We start from the raw sequence: 15,049 nt of genomic DNA, 5'->3' as shown, positions 1-15,049 counted from the left end.
GGCGCTGGTCGGACGGTCACCCGGGGTGACCCGCGGCCCGCGCTGCCCGGGCTGGCCCGTCGTCGGCGGCGGGTCCGCTCTCAGGCCACCCTGCGGGACGCGTACTCGGCTATCTGGGCCATCGGCGGGCGCTCCTCCGTGTCCACGGCGTGGGTGCGGGGCTCGAAGCCGGAGGGGCCGCGCTCGAACTGGGTCAGCGCCGGGCGGACCAGGTGGCCGCGGGCCAGCCGCAGCTGCGCGGTGCGGTAGATGGCCGCCGCCATGCGGCCGAGGGCCTGGCCGTCCTGGTGGCGGTGCTTGCGCACGCCGACGTCGACCTGGGCCAGGGCGTCCAGGCCCACCAGGTGCAGGGCGTCGACCAGCATGCCCAGCTCCACGCCGTAGCCGACGGGGAAGGGCAGCCGTTCCAGCAGGGTGCGGCGCGCCGCGTACTCGCCGCCGAGAGGCTGCACGAACCCGGCCAGCTGCGGCCAGTGCATGTTGAGCAGCGGCCGGGCCATCAGCTCGGTGACCCGCCCGCCCTGCCCGGCCGCGCCGCCCAGCGGGCGGTCGTACATGGCCTTGACCAGGTCCACGTCCGGGTCGGTCAGCAGCGGGCCGACGATCCCCGCGACGAAGTCGGAGGAGAACTCCCGCAGGTCGGCGTCCACGAAGCAGACGATGTCGCCGGTGGTGACCAGCAGCGAGCGCCACAGGACCTCGCCCTTGCCGGGCGCGGCCGGTATGCGCGGCAGGATCTCGTCCCGGTGGACGACCCGCGCCCCGGCCGCCGCGGCGACCTGCGAGGTGCGGTCGGTGGATCCCGAGTCGACGACGACGATCTCGTCGACGAGCGGCGCCTGGTGCATGAGGTCGTGACGGATGACGGCGACGATGTCGCCGACGGTCTCCTCCTCGTTCAGCGCGGGCAGGACGACGGACACCGACTGGTTCGCGGCGCGCTTCGCGGCCAGGACGCTGTGCAGCGGGCGATCGGTCACCGACCAGGAGCGGGTGGCCAGCCAGCGCTCGACTTCTTCCAGCACGGTCCACGGCTCCTCACTGTCATGATCACTTTGGGTGCACGGGGGGTGACCGTGTGATCCATCTCGCGGTTCGGACGACTATCTCAACTGTCCTGGCCTTCGGTTACAGTCTTGAACAACGCGGATGACCATCGCATGTCCGGTCGCCCCCGTTCACAACTTCACACCGCTCATCCAGAGGGGCAGAGGGACACGGCCCGATGAAGCCCCGGCAACCCTCCAGCCGGTCTCGTACCGCTCACCGATCACCAGGTGCGCGCTCCGCGAGGCTCCCGGCTCGGGAAGGTGCCAAATCCGTCTCACGGCGAGATGCGTCGTGAGGAAGATGAGGAGAAAGGGCCTCGCCTCACATGGCTGCGCAGACTGTTGCAAGCACCACCGACTCTACGCCGACCTCTTCCGTGGACCTCGGTCCCGCCGTGGCGCTGAGCTGCCGCGAATGCGGTCACCGCGTCCCCCTCGGCCCGGTCTTCGCGTGCGAGGAGTGTTTCGGCCCGCTCGAGATCGCGTACGACTTCTCCTCCTACGACACGGAGGAGCTGCGCAAGCGCATCGAGGCGGGCCCGGCGAACATCTGGCGCTACGCGCCGCTGCTGCCCGTCCCGGCCGACGTGGCGGACAAGCCGAACATCAACCCAGGCTGGACCAAGCTCGTGCAGGCCGACAACCTCGCCCGCGAGCTGGGCGTCGAGCCCGGCAGGCTCTTCGTCAAGGACGACTCCGGCAACCCCACGCACTCCTTCAAGGACCGCGTCGTCGCCCAGGCCATCGAGGCCGCCCGCGCCTTCGGCTTCACCACCCTGTCCTGCTCGTCCACCGGCAACCTCGCCGGCGCGGTGGGCGCCGCGGCCGCCCGGGCGGGCTTCCGCTCCTGCGTGTTCATCCCGCACGACCTGGAGCAGGGCAAGGTCGTCATGGCCGCGATCTACGGCGGCGAGCTGGTCGGCATCGAGGGCAACTACGACGACGTCAACCGCTTCTGCTCCGAGCTGATCGGCGACCCGGCGGGCGAGGGCTGGGGCTTCGTCAACGTCAACCTGCGCCCGTACTACGCCGAGGGCTCCAAGACGCTGGCCTACGAGATCTGCGAGCAGCTCGGCTGGCGCCTGCCCGACCAGCTGGTCGTGCCGATCGCCTCCGGCTCGCAGCTCACGAAGATCGACAAGGGTCTCCAGGAGCTGATCAAGCTCGGGCTCGTCGAGGACCGGCCGTACAAGATCTTCGGTGCGCAGGCCGAGGGCTGCTCCCCGGTGTCCGTCGCCTACAAGGCCGGGCACGACGTGGTGCGCCCCCAGAAGCCGGACACCATCGCCAAGTCGCTGGCCATCGGCAACCCGGCGGACGGCCCGTACGTCCTCGACATCGCCCGGCGCACCGGCGGCGCGGTGGAGGACGTGAACGACGAGCAGATCGTCGACGCGATCAGGCTGCTGGCGCGGACCGAGGGCATCTTCGCGGAGACCGCCGGCGGGGTCACGGTCGGGGTGACGCGCAAGCTGATCGAGAGCGGCCTGCTCGACCCGGCGAAGACCACCGTCGTCCTCAACACCGGCGACGGACTGAAGACCCTGGACGCGGTGGCCGGCACGGGCCTGACCGCGACCATCCGTCCGAACCTGGACTCCTTCCGAGAGGCTGGCCTCGTATGAGCGTCAACGTCCGCATCCCCACCATCCTGCGCACCTACACCGGCGGCGCCGCCGAGGTGAAGGCCGAGGGCGCGACCCTCGGCGAGGTCATCTCCGATCTGGAGAAGAACCACACCGGCATCGCCGCGCGCGTCCTGGACGACCAGGGCAAGCTGCGCCGCTTCGTCAACGTGTACGTGAACGACGACGACGTCCGCTTCGAGCAGGGCCTGGAGACGGCGACCCCGGACGGCGCCGGCGTCTCGATCATCCCCGCCGTGGCCGGTGGCTGACCGCCGTTCAGTACCCGCCGGTAGTAACCGTCGGTAACAGCGATTACCGAGAGTTCACCGAATTGCCCTCTCCGCGATAGAAGCGGAGGGGGCAATTCAGTGTGGTTGAGCGCGGTACAGTTGGGGAACCCGGCCCGGATCACCGGATCCGGAGCCTTTGTTTTCTTTCTTCAGCCGACAAGAAGCAGCCAAAGTGCGGACCCCTTTCGCGGCTTTTGTGGCTTTTGCAGGGCCCGACTTGCCCTGAATTCGGGCGAATTCTCGCCACATTCCGGATCCCGTGCGTCCGGAATTCTCGTCCGAGTGACCTGTTGCAGAGGGCAGTTGGACAGATACATTCGGCCGCGGTCGACGCGTTCCGGCGCACGCCCCCAACCAATGGGGGGTGAGGTCTGACCCGGATCCGCGAAGTGTGGATCTGTGCAAGGGCCAGTAATAGGGGAGTTAGGCATGGCTCAGGGCACCGTCAAGTGGTTCAACGCGGAGAAGGGGTACGGCTTCATCGCGGTCGACGGTGGTGCGGATGTTTTCGTCCACTACAGCGCGATTCAGATGGACGGCTACCGCACCCTGGAAGAGGGTCAGCGGGTCGATTTCGAGATCTCGCAGGGCCAGAAGGGGCCGCAGGCGGACATGGTCCGACTCGCGACCGGCTGAAGCGCGCGCCGACTGACAGCGTCGTTCTTCTGTACATCTGTCACATTTGTCGAAGGGCTCGCACCTCCCGGGGTGCGAGCCCTTCGGCCTGCCCGGGGCAGGGTGTCGCCCCGGCCCGCGGGGGTGCGGGCGGGGTGTCCGCGACGGCGCGGGTCTCGCGGAGGCGCTTGCACTCTCCGGGGTCGAGTGCTAATCATTGGCGTTAGCACTCTGAAGGTGAGAGTGACAACGAAGGACCGGGTCGGTGAGGCCCGCAGGCCAGGTGGGGCAAGGAACCACGAGGCCGGCGAGCCGTCCGTCGCGGGCGCCAGCGCGGTCCGGAGCAATCCACCCCAGTCCGGGAGGACCACTTCACATGGCCAAGATCATCGCGTTCGACGAGGAGGCACGGCGCGGCCTCGAGCGCGGCATGAACCAGCTCGCGGACGCCGTGAAGGTGACGCTCGGCCCCAAGGGCCGCAACGTCGTCCTCGAGAAGAAGTGGGGCGCCCCCACGATCACCAACGATGGTGTGTCCATCGCCAAGGAGATCGAGCTCGAGGACCCGTACGAGAAGATCGGCGCCGAGCTGGTCAAGGAAGTCGCGAAGAAGACGGACGACGTCGCCGGTGACGGCACGACGACCGCGACCGTCCTGGCCCAGGCCCTGGTCAAGGAAGGCCTGCGCAACGTCGCGGCCGGCGCCAACCCGATGGCCCTCAAGCGCGGCATCGAGAAGGCCGTCGAGGCCGTCTCCGGCGCCCTGCTGGAGCAGGCGAAGGATGTCGAGACCAAGGAGCAGATCGCTTCCACGGCCTCCATCTCCGCCGCCGACACCCAGATCGGCGAGCTCATCGCCGAGGCCATGGACAAGGTCGGCAAGGAAGGCGTCATCACGGTCGAGGAGTCGCAGACCTTCGGTCTGGAGCTCGAGCTCACCGAGGGCATGCGCTTCGACAAGGGCTACATCTCGGCGTACTTCGCCACCGACATGGAGCGTATGGAGGCCGTCCTCGACGACCCGTACATCCTGATCGCGAACTCCAAGATCGCGAACGTCAAGGACCTGCTCCCGCTCCTGGAGAAGGTCATGCAGTCGGGCAAGCCGCTGCTGATCATCGCCGAGGACGTCGAGGGCGAGGCCCTGTCGACCCTGGTCGTCAACAAGATCCGCGGCACCTTCAAGTCCGTCGCGGTCAAGGCCCCGGGCTTCGGCGACCGCCGCAAGGCGATGCTGAACGACATCGCCATCCTCACCGGCGGCGAGGTCATCTCCGAGGAGGTCGGTCTCAAGCTCGAGAACACCTCCCTGGACCTGCTGGGCAAGGCCCGCAAGGTCGTCATCACCAAGGACGAGACGACCATCGTCGACGGCTCCGGCTCGTCGGACCAGGTCGCGGGCCGGGTCAACCAGATCCGCGCCGAGATCGAGAACAGCGACTCGGACTACGACCGCGAGAAGCTCCAGGAGCGCCTGGCGAAGCTCGCCGGCGGTGTCGCGGTCATCAAGGCCGGCGCCGCCACCGAGGTGGAGCTCAAGGAGCGCAAGCACCGCATCGAGGACGCCGTCCGCAACGCGAAGGCCGCCGTAGAGGAGGGCATCGTCGCCGGTGGTGGCGTGGCGCTCATCCAGGCGTCCGCCGTCTTCGAGAAGCTGGAGCTCGAGGGTGACGAGGCGACCGGCGCCAACGCCGTGCGCATCGCGCTGGAGGCCCCGCTCAAGCAGATCGCCGTCAACGGTGGTCTCGAGGGTGGCGTCGTCGTGGAGAAGGTCCGCAACCTTCAGGTCGGCCACGGTCTGAACGCCGCGACCGGCGAGTACGTCGACATGATCGCCGAAGGCATCATCGACCCGGCGAAGGTCACGCGCTCCGCTCTGCAGAACGCCGCCTCCATCGCCGCGCTGTTCCTCACCACCGAGGCCGTCATCGCCGACAAGCCGGAGAAGGCCGCCGCGCCCGCCGGCGGCGGCATGCCGGGCGGTGACATGGACTTCTGATCGACCGGTTCCGGTTGATCGACTGTCCTTCGGACCGAGGGCGGTGCTCCCAGCTGCGGCTGGGGGTACCGCCCTCGGGCGTTGTGGGCGCGTGTCCCGGACCACGGGCGGCGTCAGCTCCTGCGGCCGACCTTCACCACCAGGACGGCTACGGTGTCGTCGTCCAAGCGGTACAGCACGCGCCAGTCGCCCACATGCAGCCTGAAGTAGCCCGAGGTTCCCAAGGCCCGGGCCGCTTCGGGGTTTGGTCCGTCGGCGAGTGCGCGCACCGCCGCAGCCGTCGCCTTGGCGCCCACGGGGTCGATGGCGCGGAGTCTGCGGAACTCGTTCATGGCGTGGTGCTGCCAGACGACTGCGTGCGTCACGAGGCCGCCGCCTGCCGGTCCTCCGCCTCCAGTTGATCCATGAACTCATCGTGGGACATCGACGGTCCGGACGGTGCCGTCTCGCGGGTCCGTGCTTCGGCGATCTCCGCCTCGTCCCGCAGACGCTGAAGTTCTTCCAGCTCGCTTATCGGGATGAGCGCGGCGGCGGGTCTGCCGTACTCCGTGATCAGGATGTGTTCCTGGCCGTGCCGTACACGGCCGACGAGCTGGCCGAGCTGGTTGCGGGCCTCCACGAGCGGATACGTGTCCATAGGGGAACTGTACACACCTGCGAGTGTGTACGAGTTAGCATTTGGATGCTGTTGCCCGTTTCGGTGTCGTCGAGGCCATGACCCTGCGAATGCCGGACGCGCGAGCGTGAACGGCCGCGGCGGGGAGAGGCGCAGGAGAACGCGCGGGCTGCTGTTCGCCCCGGCAGCCGCGGCACACACCCCCCGGCAGGGCTTCCGGATGTCCCGGGACCCCGCACTCCGCGCACTCCATCCGTCTGCGGGGCGGGCGCGGGGCCTGGGGCGGCGGGGGGATCCTGTCCGTCAGGCGGCGGTGCAGCAGGGCCGCCGGACTGTGGACGGGGACGGGCAGACCGCAGGTGAGAGCGGAAATCAGCGTCTCCTCCGTCGCTCCTCGCGCGAACCACTCCTCCACCAGCGGTGCGAGCCGTGTGCAGTCCGCGGCGGAGAGGGAGAGGGCGGGGGCCGTGCGGCCGAGGGCGGCCAGGAGGATGTGGGCGCGGGAGCGGGTGTGCCGGACCGCGTCGGGCCGCTGGTCCGGCGGCCGTTCCGGCTCCGGGACGTCACCCCGGGTGAAGCCCGCCCACCAGTCGTCGTCACGTGCGGTGCGGGTGAACCACGTTCGGGTGACCCAGCGGAACTCGCCCGAGACGGTTTTCAGCCGTTCCCGCCCTCGCCTCAAGTGGCCCGCCCCCTGGATGCGGTTGAGTGCGGTGCGCAGGGCGCACTGGCCGTACGGCAGCTGCTTGGCCAGCGATTTCACCGAGACGTCGGCGCCGTCCGGCAGGCGGTCGATGTACGCGGCGATGGCCGCCTCGCGGGGCGGGAGGTGAGTGAAGTCGTTCTTCCGGCGCGGAAGTTGGCCTGCCGCGACCCGCTTCCCGTAACCCGGATTGGCCATCGGGTGCGGGGATGCGTGTGGGGGCAGGCAGGCAGTACTAGTCTTGGTCTCAGCCACAGTTCGATGGTCTCGATCGATCTCGTAGGTCAGGCCCCCGTAGGTGTTGGCGCACCGGCGGGGGCTGTTTCGTTGTGCGCACCGCAGAGCCTTGTGACCGTCCGTGGCAAACCGGTCGCTGCGCGTCAACTCGCCGGGTGGGAGGGTGGGTTGAGACCCTCTACCCGTTCCCTGGAAAGAGCGCTCGGAGCTGGGCGCTTGAGCTTCGGGGGCGGTGCGGGTCAGTCGGCCTCGAGGTTCTCCCCGAACGCGGACCAGGCCTCCGCCCGGAACGCGAGCCTCGGGCCGAGGGGGCCTCGGGGTCCCGGACGCGGGCGGGGGAGTCCACGCAATGGGTGGTGGAGCGCGGCTCTGTTCCGTAGGGGGCGCGTGGCCGGGATCACAGGCGTCGGGTTCGCGGGGGCGGAATGGGGCCGGGGGCCGGGGGCGTTCCGTGAGGAGCGCACTCCATGCGCGTGCACATACCGCCCGGTTCCCGTCACGAGGAGTCCCCCACGTGAGCGTCACCCAGCCCGCCTCCGCCCGCGCCGCCGAGATCCTGTCCCGGCCGGTCTCGATCAACGGACTGACCGTCCCGAACCGCATCGCCATGGCGCCCATGACGCGCATGTTCTCCCCGGACGGCATCCCCGGCGAGGACGTGGTGTCGTACTACGGGCGCCGGGCCGCGGCCGGCGTCGGCCTCATCGTCACCGAGGGGACCTACGTCGGGCACGAGTCCGCCGGCCAGAGCGACCGCGTCCCCCGGTTCCACGGCACGGAGCAGCTCGCCGGCTGGGCCAAGGTCGCCGACGCGGTGCACGCGGGCGGCGGGACGATCGTGCCGCAGCTGTGGCACATCGGGATGGTGCGCAAGCAGGGCGAGCCGCCCTACGCGGACGCGCCCGCCGTCGGCCCCTCCGGCATCCGCGTCGACGGCACCGAGGGCGCCGGCAAGGCCATGACCCAGCGCGACCTGGACGACGTCATCGGCGCGTTCGCCGAGGCGGCCGCCGCAGCCGAGCGCATCGGCTTCGACGGCGTCGAGATCCACGGCGCCCACGGCTACCTCATCGACCAGTTCCTGTGGGCCGGCACCAACCGCCGCACCGACGCCTACGGCGGCGACCCGGTGGCCCGCGCCAAGTTCGCCGCCGAGATCGTGGCGGCCGTCCGGGAGACCGTCTCGGCGGAGTTCCCCGTCATCTTCCGTTACTCGCAGTGGAAGCAGGAGGCGTACGACGCGCGTCTCGCCGAGACGCCGGAGGAGCTGGAGGCCATCCTCGCCCCGCTCGCCGCCGCCGGCGCCGACGCCTTCCACGCCTCCACCCGCCGCTACTGGCTTCCCGAGTTCGACGGCTCCGACCTCAACCTCGCGGGCTGGACGAAGAAGCTCACCGGCAAGCCCGCCATCACGGTCGGCTCGGTCGGCCTCGACGGCGAGTTCCTGCGGGGCTTCGCGGGCGAGGGCGCCCCGGTCAAGGGCATCGACGACCTGCTCGACCGGCTGGAGCGCGACGAGTTCGACATGGTGGCCGTCGGCCGTGCGCTGCTCCAGGACCCGCAGTGGGCGGCCAAGGTGCTCGCCGGCCGCTTCGACGAGCTGAAGCCCTTCGACGCCGCCGCCCTGCGCACCCTGAGCTGAGCGACGGCACGAGACGACGCCCCGAGCCGGCCGGCCTTGTCGCCGGCCGGCCGTTCTTCCGCCCGCGGGCCGGCCCGCCGCTAAAGGTTGCCGAGGGGCTCGATGTCGACCTTCACCGGGGTGCCCCACACGCGCAGCACCTCGTAGTCGGTGAACTCGTGGACCAGCCGGTAGGCCATCGCCGGGCGGGAGCCGCGGCGCAGGGCGGCGATGTACAGCTCGGCCTCGCGGCGGTCCCGCCGGGGCGTTCCGCACAGCTGCCACTCCTGGCCGTTCCACAGTTCCGCCAGCCAGCGCTGCTGGGGCTGCGGCCGGTCGCCGCGGGACCCGTAGCGGGAAGGGGCGGGGGCGGCAGGCGGCGCCTGCGGGGCGGGCCCGTTGAACTCGGCGCGGCGGGCGGCCCGGCGGCGGGTCTCGCACAGCAGGCACAGGTCGTGGGCCGCGTTGTCGACCGGACCGTGGGGATGCTCGGCGCAGCGGGTGGTGGGCACGGCGCCGACGACGCTGTCGTCCAGCAGTTCCAGGGCCCGCCGCAGATCCGCCTTGACCTCGTGCAACTTGGCGTCGGGCGTGTCGGCGGTCAGGGCCTCGCCGTGCTCCCCGAGCAGCCGGAGGGCACGACCGAGAGCGGTGAGCTGGGCGTGGTTCATGGCACCAAGGGTAGGACGGGCGCCGCGGACCGGAGTCCGGGGCGGCGAGGGGCGGGGCGGGGCCTCTCCCGCGCTGTCGGTGTGTCCTCGTCGTCGGTGCGTCCTCCTCAGGAACCGCGGGGATCGAGGGCGGCGGCGGCCGCGACGGCCGCGCTCACCCCGCCGAAGGCGTAGGTCGCGGCGAACCCCACCGCGTACCCCGTCAGCAGCCCGCCCGCGTAGATCCCCGCCGTCTCGCCCAGGCCCCGGTTGCCCGCCAGCAGCGGGAACAGGGCCCAGCCGGACGGGCCGATCGCCGTCGCCCCGACCCGGTCGCCGAGCATCGCGAAGAACCCGACGAAGGCCCCGCCGGCCGCCCCGCCCGCGCAGGCGGTCAGGAAAGGGCGGCCCAGCGGCAGCGACACCCCGTAGACCAGGGGCTCGCCGACGCCGAGCAGCCCGGCCGGGAGCGCCGACCTGATCGTCGTGCGCAGGGGCGCGCCGGGACGCAGCCGGACGTACACGGCGACCGCCGCGCCGACCTGGCCCGCGCCCGCCATCGCCAGGACGGGCAGCAGGACCGTGTAGCCCTGCTGCTCGATGAGGGTGGCGTGGACCGGGATGAGGGCCTGGTGCAGGCCCAGCGTCACCAGAGGCAGGAAGAGGCCGCCCAGGACGAGGCCGGCGAACGCGCCCGTCGTCGCCAGCAGCCAGTTCGCCGCCGCGCCGACGGCCGCGGACACCGTGCCGGCCGCGTACATCAGCCCGTACAGCGTGCCCAGGCCCGCGACGAGGACCGTCAGGGTGGGGGTGAGGAGGACGTCCAGCGTCCGGGGGACGCGGGCGCGGCACCACTTCTCCACGCGGGTCGCCAGCAGGGCCGCCGCCAGCGCGCCCAGGACGCCGCCCTGGCCGGGGGAGAGCGCCACCCCGAACGCCGTCACCTTCGCGACGCCCGGGTGGACGACGATCGCGGCGACCGCGCCGCCCAGGACCGGGGTGCCGCCGAACTCCTTCGCCGTGTTGTAGCCGATGAACACGGGGAGCAGGGCCATGAAGCCGGAGGCGACCGCGGTCAGCGCGGGGGTGAGGCCGGGAAGCAGGCCCGCGTTCAGCAGGAGGCCGTTGACGCCCGCGAGGATCCCGCAGCCGACGAGGGCGGGGATCAGCGGGAGGAAGACGGCCGCGATCCGGCGCAGCAGGACCTTCGGCCCGCTCCCGCCCGCCCCGCTCGGGGACACGGGCGGGGACACGGGCGGGGCGGGCGGGGGCGCGGTGGCGGGGGTGCCGGCGGGCGGGGCGCCGGGCGCTTCGGCGAGCAGCCGCTCGAACGCGCCCGTCACCGCCGTCACCGCGCCGGGCCCGAGGACCACCTGGCAGGCGCCGTCGTCCATGACGAGTCCGAGGACTCCGGGGACGGCCCGCAGCGCCGCCCGGTCGGCGCGGGACGGATCGGCGAGGCCGAGGCGCAGCCGGGTCATGCAGTGGGCGACGGAGGTGACGTTCGCGGGGCCGCCGACCAGGGGCAGGATCGCGGCGGCTGTGGTGGAGGAGTCGATGCGCACCCGTCGAGCGTGCGGCTCAGCCGCCCGCGGCGGCGAGCGCGGCGCGCAGATGGCCCCCGGACTCCTCCAGAAGGCGGGCGGCCGCGGGCCCGTCCACGCCGGCCAGCACGATCAGGATCGCGTTCTTGACCTCCCCGCCGGCGGCCGCGAGGGCCGTCTCGACCGTGTCGTCCGCCGCCCCCGTCGCCAGGGCGACGATGCGCCGGGAGCGGGCGCGCAGCTTGCCGTTGGTGGCGCGGACGTCGACCATCAGGTTCCCGAAGGTCTTGCCCAGCCGCATCATCGTGATGGTCGAGATCATGTTCAGCACCAGCTTCTGCGCGGTGCCGGCCTTCAGCCGGGTGGAGCCGGCGAGCAGTTCGGGCCCCACGACCACCTCGATGCCGTGGTCGGCGGCCGCGGCCAGCGCGCTGCCCGGGTTGCAGGCCAGACCCACGGTCAGCGCGCCCCGCGAGCGCGCGTACCGCACGGCGCCCAGGGCGTACGGGGTGCGGCCGGAGGCGGAGACGCCGATCACGGTGTCGTCGGGCGTGAGGGAGAGGGCGGCGAGGTCCGCCTCGGCCAGCTCCGGGGAGTCCTCGGCGCCCTCGACCGCGCTCACCAGGGCCGACGGCCCCCCGGCGAGCACGCCGAGGACCTGGCCGGGGTCGGTGCCGAAGGTCGGCGGGCATTCCGAGGCGTCGAGCACGCCGAGCCGTCCGGCGGTGCCCGCGCCGGCGTAGACCAGGCGTCCGCCGCGCGCCATCCGTTCGGCGACGGCGTCGACGACGGCCGCGATCTGCGGCAGCCGGGCGGCCACGGCGGCCGGCACGCCCGCGTCCTCGCCGTTCATGAGGCGGGCGATGTCCAGGGTGGGCAGTCGGTCGATCTCGGACAGGTCGGGTCGGAACGCCTCGGTGGTCAGCGTCTCGAGCGCGGCGCGCAGTTCCTGGGGGTCCGGGCTGGAGGTCATCGGGACGGTCTCTCTTCCGGTGAGGGGGCGGGGCGTTGTGCGGGACGGGTGCGGGCGGGACCGGCGGCCGGGCCGGGATCCGCGCGGGCCGGCGCCCCACGGCCGCGCGAGCACCCCTACGGTCTACCGGTGCGGGCGGTCCGGCGCGCCGTACGACGCGGCCGGGGAGGGTGCGGGTGGGGTGCGGGCCGGGCGCGGGTGCGAAGGCGGGGCCGGTGGCCTGAGGGGGAACGGGGGCGAACGATTCCGCCGGCCGCGCAACGGTCGCGGTGCGAGGTGCGCACAATGGGGGGCATGGACGATCCCCGCACCCCCGTCGAGCCGCTGGAACGGACCCTGCACACGGCGCGCGCCCTGGTGCTGGCGGATCTCGCCTCGGGCGAGGTCGCCGCGCCGGACGTGGTGTCGATGGTCGAGGACTCCGTGGTGCAGCGGCGCTGGTGGGTCGAGCAGTGGCCCGAGGGCGCGGCGTACGTCGCGGGGCTGGTGGCCCAGGACGTGCAGGACGCCCTGCTGGAGAGCCATGGCCGCTGGCCCCTGTGCCCGGTCTGCGGCTCGGGCGACCCGCACGCCCTGGACGTCGAGCCCGAACTCGGCCCCGATCCGCACTGGGTGTGCCACAAGGCCGGCGTGAAGGTGGCGTCGGTGGGCTCGCTCGGGGCGGCCACGGGAGGCGCGTCGACCTCGTGAGCGGCATGTGACCGTCTACATCGACCCGCCGGACTGGCCGGGGCACGGCCGGATGTGGTCCCACCTCGTCAGCGACGTCTCCTACGCGGAACTGCACGCCTTCGCCGACCGGTCGGGCGTTCCGCGCCGCGCCTTCGAGCGCGACCACTACGACATCCCCTCCCACCGCTACGCCGAGCTGGTGGCGGCCGGCGCGGTCGAGGTGAGCAGCCGGGAGGTGGTGCGGCTGCTGACGGCGGCCGGCCTGCGCCGGCGCAAGCACGGCGGCGTCAGCGGCTGAACACCGGCTCCATGGTGTGCCACCAGGCGACCAGCCGGGTCCGGTCGGCGCCGCTGATCTGGACCAGTGCGGGACGGTCGTAGTAGCTGCACAGGAAGACGTACTGGCCGGTGTTCGACAGGAAGCAGACCACGTCGCCCGCCGAGTCGCCGGTGTTGTTCTCGCGCCACGTGCCGTAGACGCCGTTCTGGGCGTCGCAGTTGCCCGGCTGGAGCCGTCCCGCGTACGACTGGAAGACGACGTCGCGGTCGTACTTGGTGCCGTACATCACCACGCTGGCCTTGCCGGCGCCGGGCACGCCGTAGGCGTCGACGGTGGTGACCGTGCAGAACAGGGCGGCCTCCGCGCCCTGCCACCGGGCGTGCGAGCAGCTCTCGCGCGACCACTGGCCGGGGTTTAGCGAGTCCCGCAGCTCGTGCTCGGCGGCGGTCAGCCCGTCGGTCCCGCCGCTCCCGCCGGCGCCGTCCGTGCCGTCCGTGCCGTCGTCGGGTGAGGGGTCCCCGCCGGGCGTCCCGCCGGGGTCGGAGACGTCCGTGGCGCCGGAGGAGGCGTCCGCCGGGGAGGGCGAGGGGGAGGGGGCGCCGGGGCCGGTGTCCGGGCCCGGCGCGGGTCCGGTGCTCCAGCCGGTGCCGCCGTCGGCGCTGTTGCGGCCGCCGCCCCCGTGGGACGACTGGTACAGCCCCGCCAGGGCGAGCACCGAACTGACGACGACCCCGATGACGGCCCATCGCACGCTCTGCCGGGCCAGCCGGTGGGCGTCGGGGTCGGGCTGCGGGGGACGGGGCGGCTGCGGAGGCGTGGCCGGACCGCTGCTGCTCATGACGTTCCCCCGTTTTCCCCCCGGCCTGCCCCGGCCTGCCCCGGCGCACGCGACCGCGCGAGACCCGGCCGTGCCGGAATTATCCGGAACGCGAGCCGGGCGGCGGGAGGCGAAGCGACGAAGATCGGCCCCGGCTACGTCAGGTGACGTCGGCCGCGCAGCTCATACGCGTACTCGCCCTCGCCTTCGCCGACCCTGACGAAGCCGGCCCGTTCGAGCACGGCCCGCGAAGGGACGTTCGCGTGTTCGACGACCGCGAACAGGCGCTGGACGTCGTCGCGGGCCAGCGCCCAGCCGGCCAGCGCGCGCAGCGCCTCGGTGGCGTAGCCGTGGCCGCGGGCGGCCTCGACGAGGTCGTAGCCGATCTCCGTGCGGCCGTCGTCGTCGGGAGCCGCGTGGAAGCCCATGCTGCCGACGGCCAGTCCGTCCGCCCGGCGGACGAGGACGTAGAGGCCGAACTCCGGCCGGTGCACCCCGCGCGCGTACGCGTGCGCCGTCATCCCCGCGGCCTCCCGGGTCCCCTCGTACGGTTCGCCGCCGAGCCAGGCGAAGCCCCCGCCGCCGCCCGCCCGCAGTCCGGCGGCCGCGCCGGGGGAGACGGCTTCGAGGGTGAGGCGTGCCGCGGGGATGCGGGGCGCGCGGGGGCCGGGCGGTGACGCCGGCGGGGGCGGGGCGGCGCTCATGAGGTCAGCAGCTCCAGTTCGCCGCGCAGGTTGTACCGGGCCGTCTCCTCCCACGTCCTGCTCCCGTACGGCGTCCTGAACAGGCGCGGCAGTGCGAGCAGTTGGCGCAGGACGTCCGCGCGGCCCGTGCGGAAGGCGTCGCCGGGGACGAAGTGGTACTCCGCGCGGACGGCGGCCGTGTAGGCGGCGTAGGCGGCCGGCGGGGCGGCGAGGATCGCGAGATCGGCGTCGCACAGGACCTGGCCGTCGGGGTCGTCGTCGGCCGGGTCGTGGGTGACGGTGAGCCGGACGAGCCGCGCGACCTCGGCCGTCCGCTCCGGCGGCGCGCCCGCCTCGGCGAGGGCCCGTTCGGCTAGGCGGGCGGAGCGCTCCTCGTTCTCGGAGCGGTCCGGCAGGTAGACGGCGTCGTGGAACCAGGCCGCCAGCCGGACGACGTCGGGGGCGTCGGCGTGCGCGGCCAGCTCGTCGACGCGGTCGAGGACCGCGGTGAGGTGCGTGAGCGTGTGGTAGCGGCGGTGCGGCTCCTGCCAGCGGGCGAGGAGGGCGTCGGCGTAGGGACCCGGGGCGGGGCCGCCCGCGGTCCGCACGCCCTCCAGGGCGTGGCTGAAACGGGTGCGCAGGGCGTCGAGATCGGCCATGCCTCATTGTCGC

17 protein-coding genes and 1 riboswitch are annotated in these 15,049 nt (G+C 72.7%); of the genes, 7 read left to right on the top strand and 10 right to left on the bottom strand.

What is annotated here, in order from left to right:
* Window positions 1-80: 80 nt before the first annotated feature.
* Complete coding sequence (locus tag ACGFSH_RS18845; RefSeq protein ID WP_393349806.1) at window positions 81-1,025, bottom strand: glucosyl-3-phosphoglycerate synthase; 945 nt, start codon at window positions 1,023-1,025, stop codon at window positions 81-83.
* A 167-nt stretch (window positions 1,026-1,192) separates the two neighbouring features.
* Window positions 1,193-1,357: riboswitch (SAM riboswitch) on the top strand.
* An 18-nt stretch (window positions 1,358-1,375) separates the two neighbouring features.
* Between ACGFSH_RS18845 and thrC the strand changes: the two genes are divergently transcribed.
* From thrC to groL, 4 genes are all read left to right on the top strand, one after another.
* Entirely contained in the window at window positions 1,376-2,674 is a 1,299-nt protein-coding gene (gene thrC / locus ACGFSH_RS18840; protein ID WP_393349803.1) for a threonine synthase, read from the top strand.
* Window positions 2,671-2,946, top strand: a complete 276-nt coding sequence (locus ACGFSH_RS18835) for a MoaD/ThiS family protein (protein ID WP_329411235.1) — start codon at window positions 2,671-2,673, stop codon at window positions 2,944-2,946. The genes thrC and ACGFSH_RS18835 overlap by 4 nt, the downstream gene beginning before the upstream one ends.
* 450 nt (window positions 2,947-3,396) lie before the next feature.
* Window positions 3,397-3,603, top strand: a complete 207-nt coding sequence (locus ACGFSH_RS18830; RefSeq protein WP_007493268.1) for a cold-shock protein — start codon at window positions 3,397-3,399, stop codon at window positions 3,601-3,603.
* Between the two features lie 355 nt (window positions 3,604-3,958).
* Entirely contained in the window at window positions 3,959-5,581 is a 1,623-nt protein-coding gene (gene groL / locus ACGFSH_RS18825) for a chaperonin GroEL (RefSeq protein ID WP_079661499.1), read from the top strand.
* Between the two features lie 113 nt (window positions 5,582-5,694).
* Here the strand turns inward: groL and ACGFSH_RS18820 are convergent, their stop codons facing one another.
* Genes ACGFSH_RS18820 through ACGFSH_RS18810 form a run of 3 tightly spaced genes read right to left on the bottom strand, consistent with a single transcriptional unit; the run spans window position 5,695 to window position 7,098 of the window.
* Window positions 5,695-5,946: a type II toxin-antitoxin system RelE/ParE family toxin gene (locus ACGFSH_RS18820; RefSeq protein ID WP_393349801.1), complete on the bottom strand. Its 252-nt coding sequence runs from the start codon at window positions 5,944-5,946 to the stop codon at window positions 5,695-5,697.
* Window positions 5,943-6,218, bottom strand: coding sequence for a type II toxin-antitoxin system Phd/YefM family antitoxin (locus ACGFSH_RS18815; RefSeq protein ID WP_393349799.1), 276 nt, complete (start codon window positions 6,216-6,218; stop codon window positions 5,943-5,945). The genes ACGFSH_RS18820 and ACGFSH_RS18815 overlap by 4 nt, the downstream gene beginning before the upstream one ends.
* 34 nt (window positions 6,219-6,252) lie before the next feature.
* Entirely contained in the window at window positions 6,253-7,098 is an 846-nt protein-coding gene (locus ACGFSH_RS18810; protein ID WP_393349796.1) for a hypothetical protein, read from the bottom strand.
* 553 nt (window positions 7,099-7,651) lie between these two features.
* Between ACGFSH_RS18810 and ACGFSH_RS18805 the strand changes: the two genes are divergently transcribed.
* The gene (locus ACGFSH_RS18805) at window positions 7,652-8,779 is read left to right on the top strand and encodes an NADH:flavin oxidoreductase (RefSeq protein ID WP_393349794.1); all 1,128 of its coding nucleotides are present in this window, start codon (window positions 7,652-7,654) and stop codon (window positions 8,777-8,779) included.
* Window positions 8,780-8,859: 80 nt separating this feature from the next.
* Here ACGFSH_RS18805 and ACGFSH_RS18800 read toward each other — a convergent pair whose 3' ends face one another.
* The 3 genes from ACGFSH_RS18800 to murQ all read right to left on the bottom strand — a co-directional run bounded on the left by ACGFSH_RS18800 (window position 8,860) and on the right by murQ (window position 11,925).
* Complete coding sequence (locus ACGFSH_RS18800; protein WP_393349791.1) at window positions 8,860-9,429, bottom strand: hypothetical protein; 570 nt, start codon at window positions 9,427-9,429, stop codon at window positions 8,860-8,862.
* Between the two features lie 107 nt (window positions 9,430-9,536).
* Window positions 9,537-10,973: a PTS transporter subunit EIIC gene (locus ACGFSH_RS18795; RefSeq protein WP_393349789.1), complete on the bottom strand. Its 1,437-nt coding sequence runs from the start codon at window positions 10,971-10,973 to the stop codon at window positions 9,537-9,539.
* A 16-nt stretch (window positions 10,974-10,989) separates the two neighbouring features.
* A complete protein-coding gene (murQ, locus tag ACGFSH_RS18790; RefSeq protein WP_393349786.1) occupies window positions 10,990-11,925 on the bottom strand; it encodes an N-acetylmuramic acid 6-phosphate etherase in 936 nt (311 codons plus the stop codon).
* A 294-nt stretch (window positions 11,926-12,219) separates the two neighbouring features.
* On the opposite strand from murQ, the gene ACGFSH_RS18785 reads away from it, so the two are divergent.
* Both ACGFSH_RS18785 and ACGFSH_RS18780 read left to right on the top strand, forming a co-directional pair.
* Window positions 12,220-12,615, top strand: a complete 396-nt coding sequence (locus tag ACGFSH_RS18785) for a hypothetical protein (RefSeq protein WP_393349784.1) — start codon at window positions 12,220-12,222, stop codon at window positions 12,613-12,615.
* 7 nt (window positions 12,616-12,622) lie between these two features.
* The gene (locus ACGFSH_RS18780) at window positions 12,623-12,895 is read left to right on the top strand and encodes a DUF4031 domain-containing protein (protein WP_256920293.1); all 273 of its coding nucleotides are present in this window, start codon (window positions 12,623-12,625) and stop codon (window positions 12,893-12,895) included.
* On the opposite strand, the gene ACGFSH_RS18775 is transcribed toward ACGFSH_RS18780, so the two are convergent.
* The 3 genes from ACGFSH_RS18775 to ACGFSH_RS18765 form a co-directional block, all read right to left on the bottom strand.
* On the bottom strand, window positions 12,885-13,715 hold the full coding sequence (locus tag ACGFSH_RS18775; protein ID WP_393349781.1) for a hypothetical protein: 831 nt from the start codon (window positions 13,713-13,715) through the stop codon (window positions 12,885-12,887). The genes ACGFSH_RS18780 and ACGFSH_RS18775 overlap by 11 nt on opposite strands.
* Before the next feature lie 134 nt (window positions 13,716-13,849).
* On the bottom strand, window positions 13,850-14,398 hold the full coding sequence (locus tag ACGFSH_RS18770; RefSeq protein WP_393349778.1) for a GNAT family N-acetyltransferase: 549 nt from the start codon (window positions 14,396-14,398) through the stop codon (window positions 13,850-13,852).
* Window positions 14,395-15,036, bottom strand: coding sequence for a hypothetical protein (locus ACGFSH_RS18765; RefSeq protein WP_393349775.1), 642 nt, complete (start codon window positions 15,034-15,036; stop codon window positions 14,395-14,397). The genes ACGFSH_RS18770 and ACGFSH_RS18765 overlap by 4 nt, the downstream gene beginning before the upstream one ends.
* Window positions 15,037-15,049 lie beyond the last annotated feature (13 nt).

Source organism: Streptomyces sp. NPDC048481 (genome assembly GCF_043200075.1).
Classification (GTDB): domain Bacteria; phylum Actinomycetota; class Actinomycetes; order Streptomycetales; family Streptomycetaceae; genus Streptomyces.
This window is presented reverse-complemented; position numbering and strand designations above follow the sequence as displayed.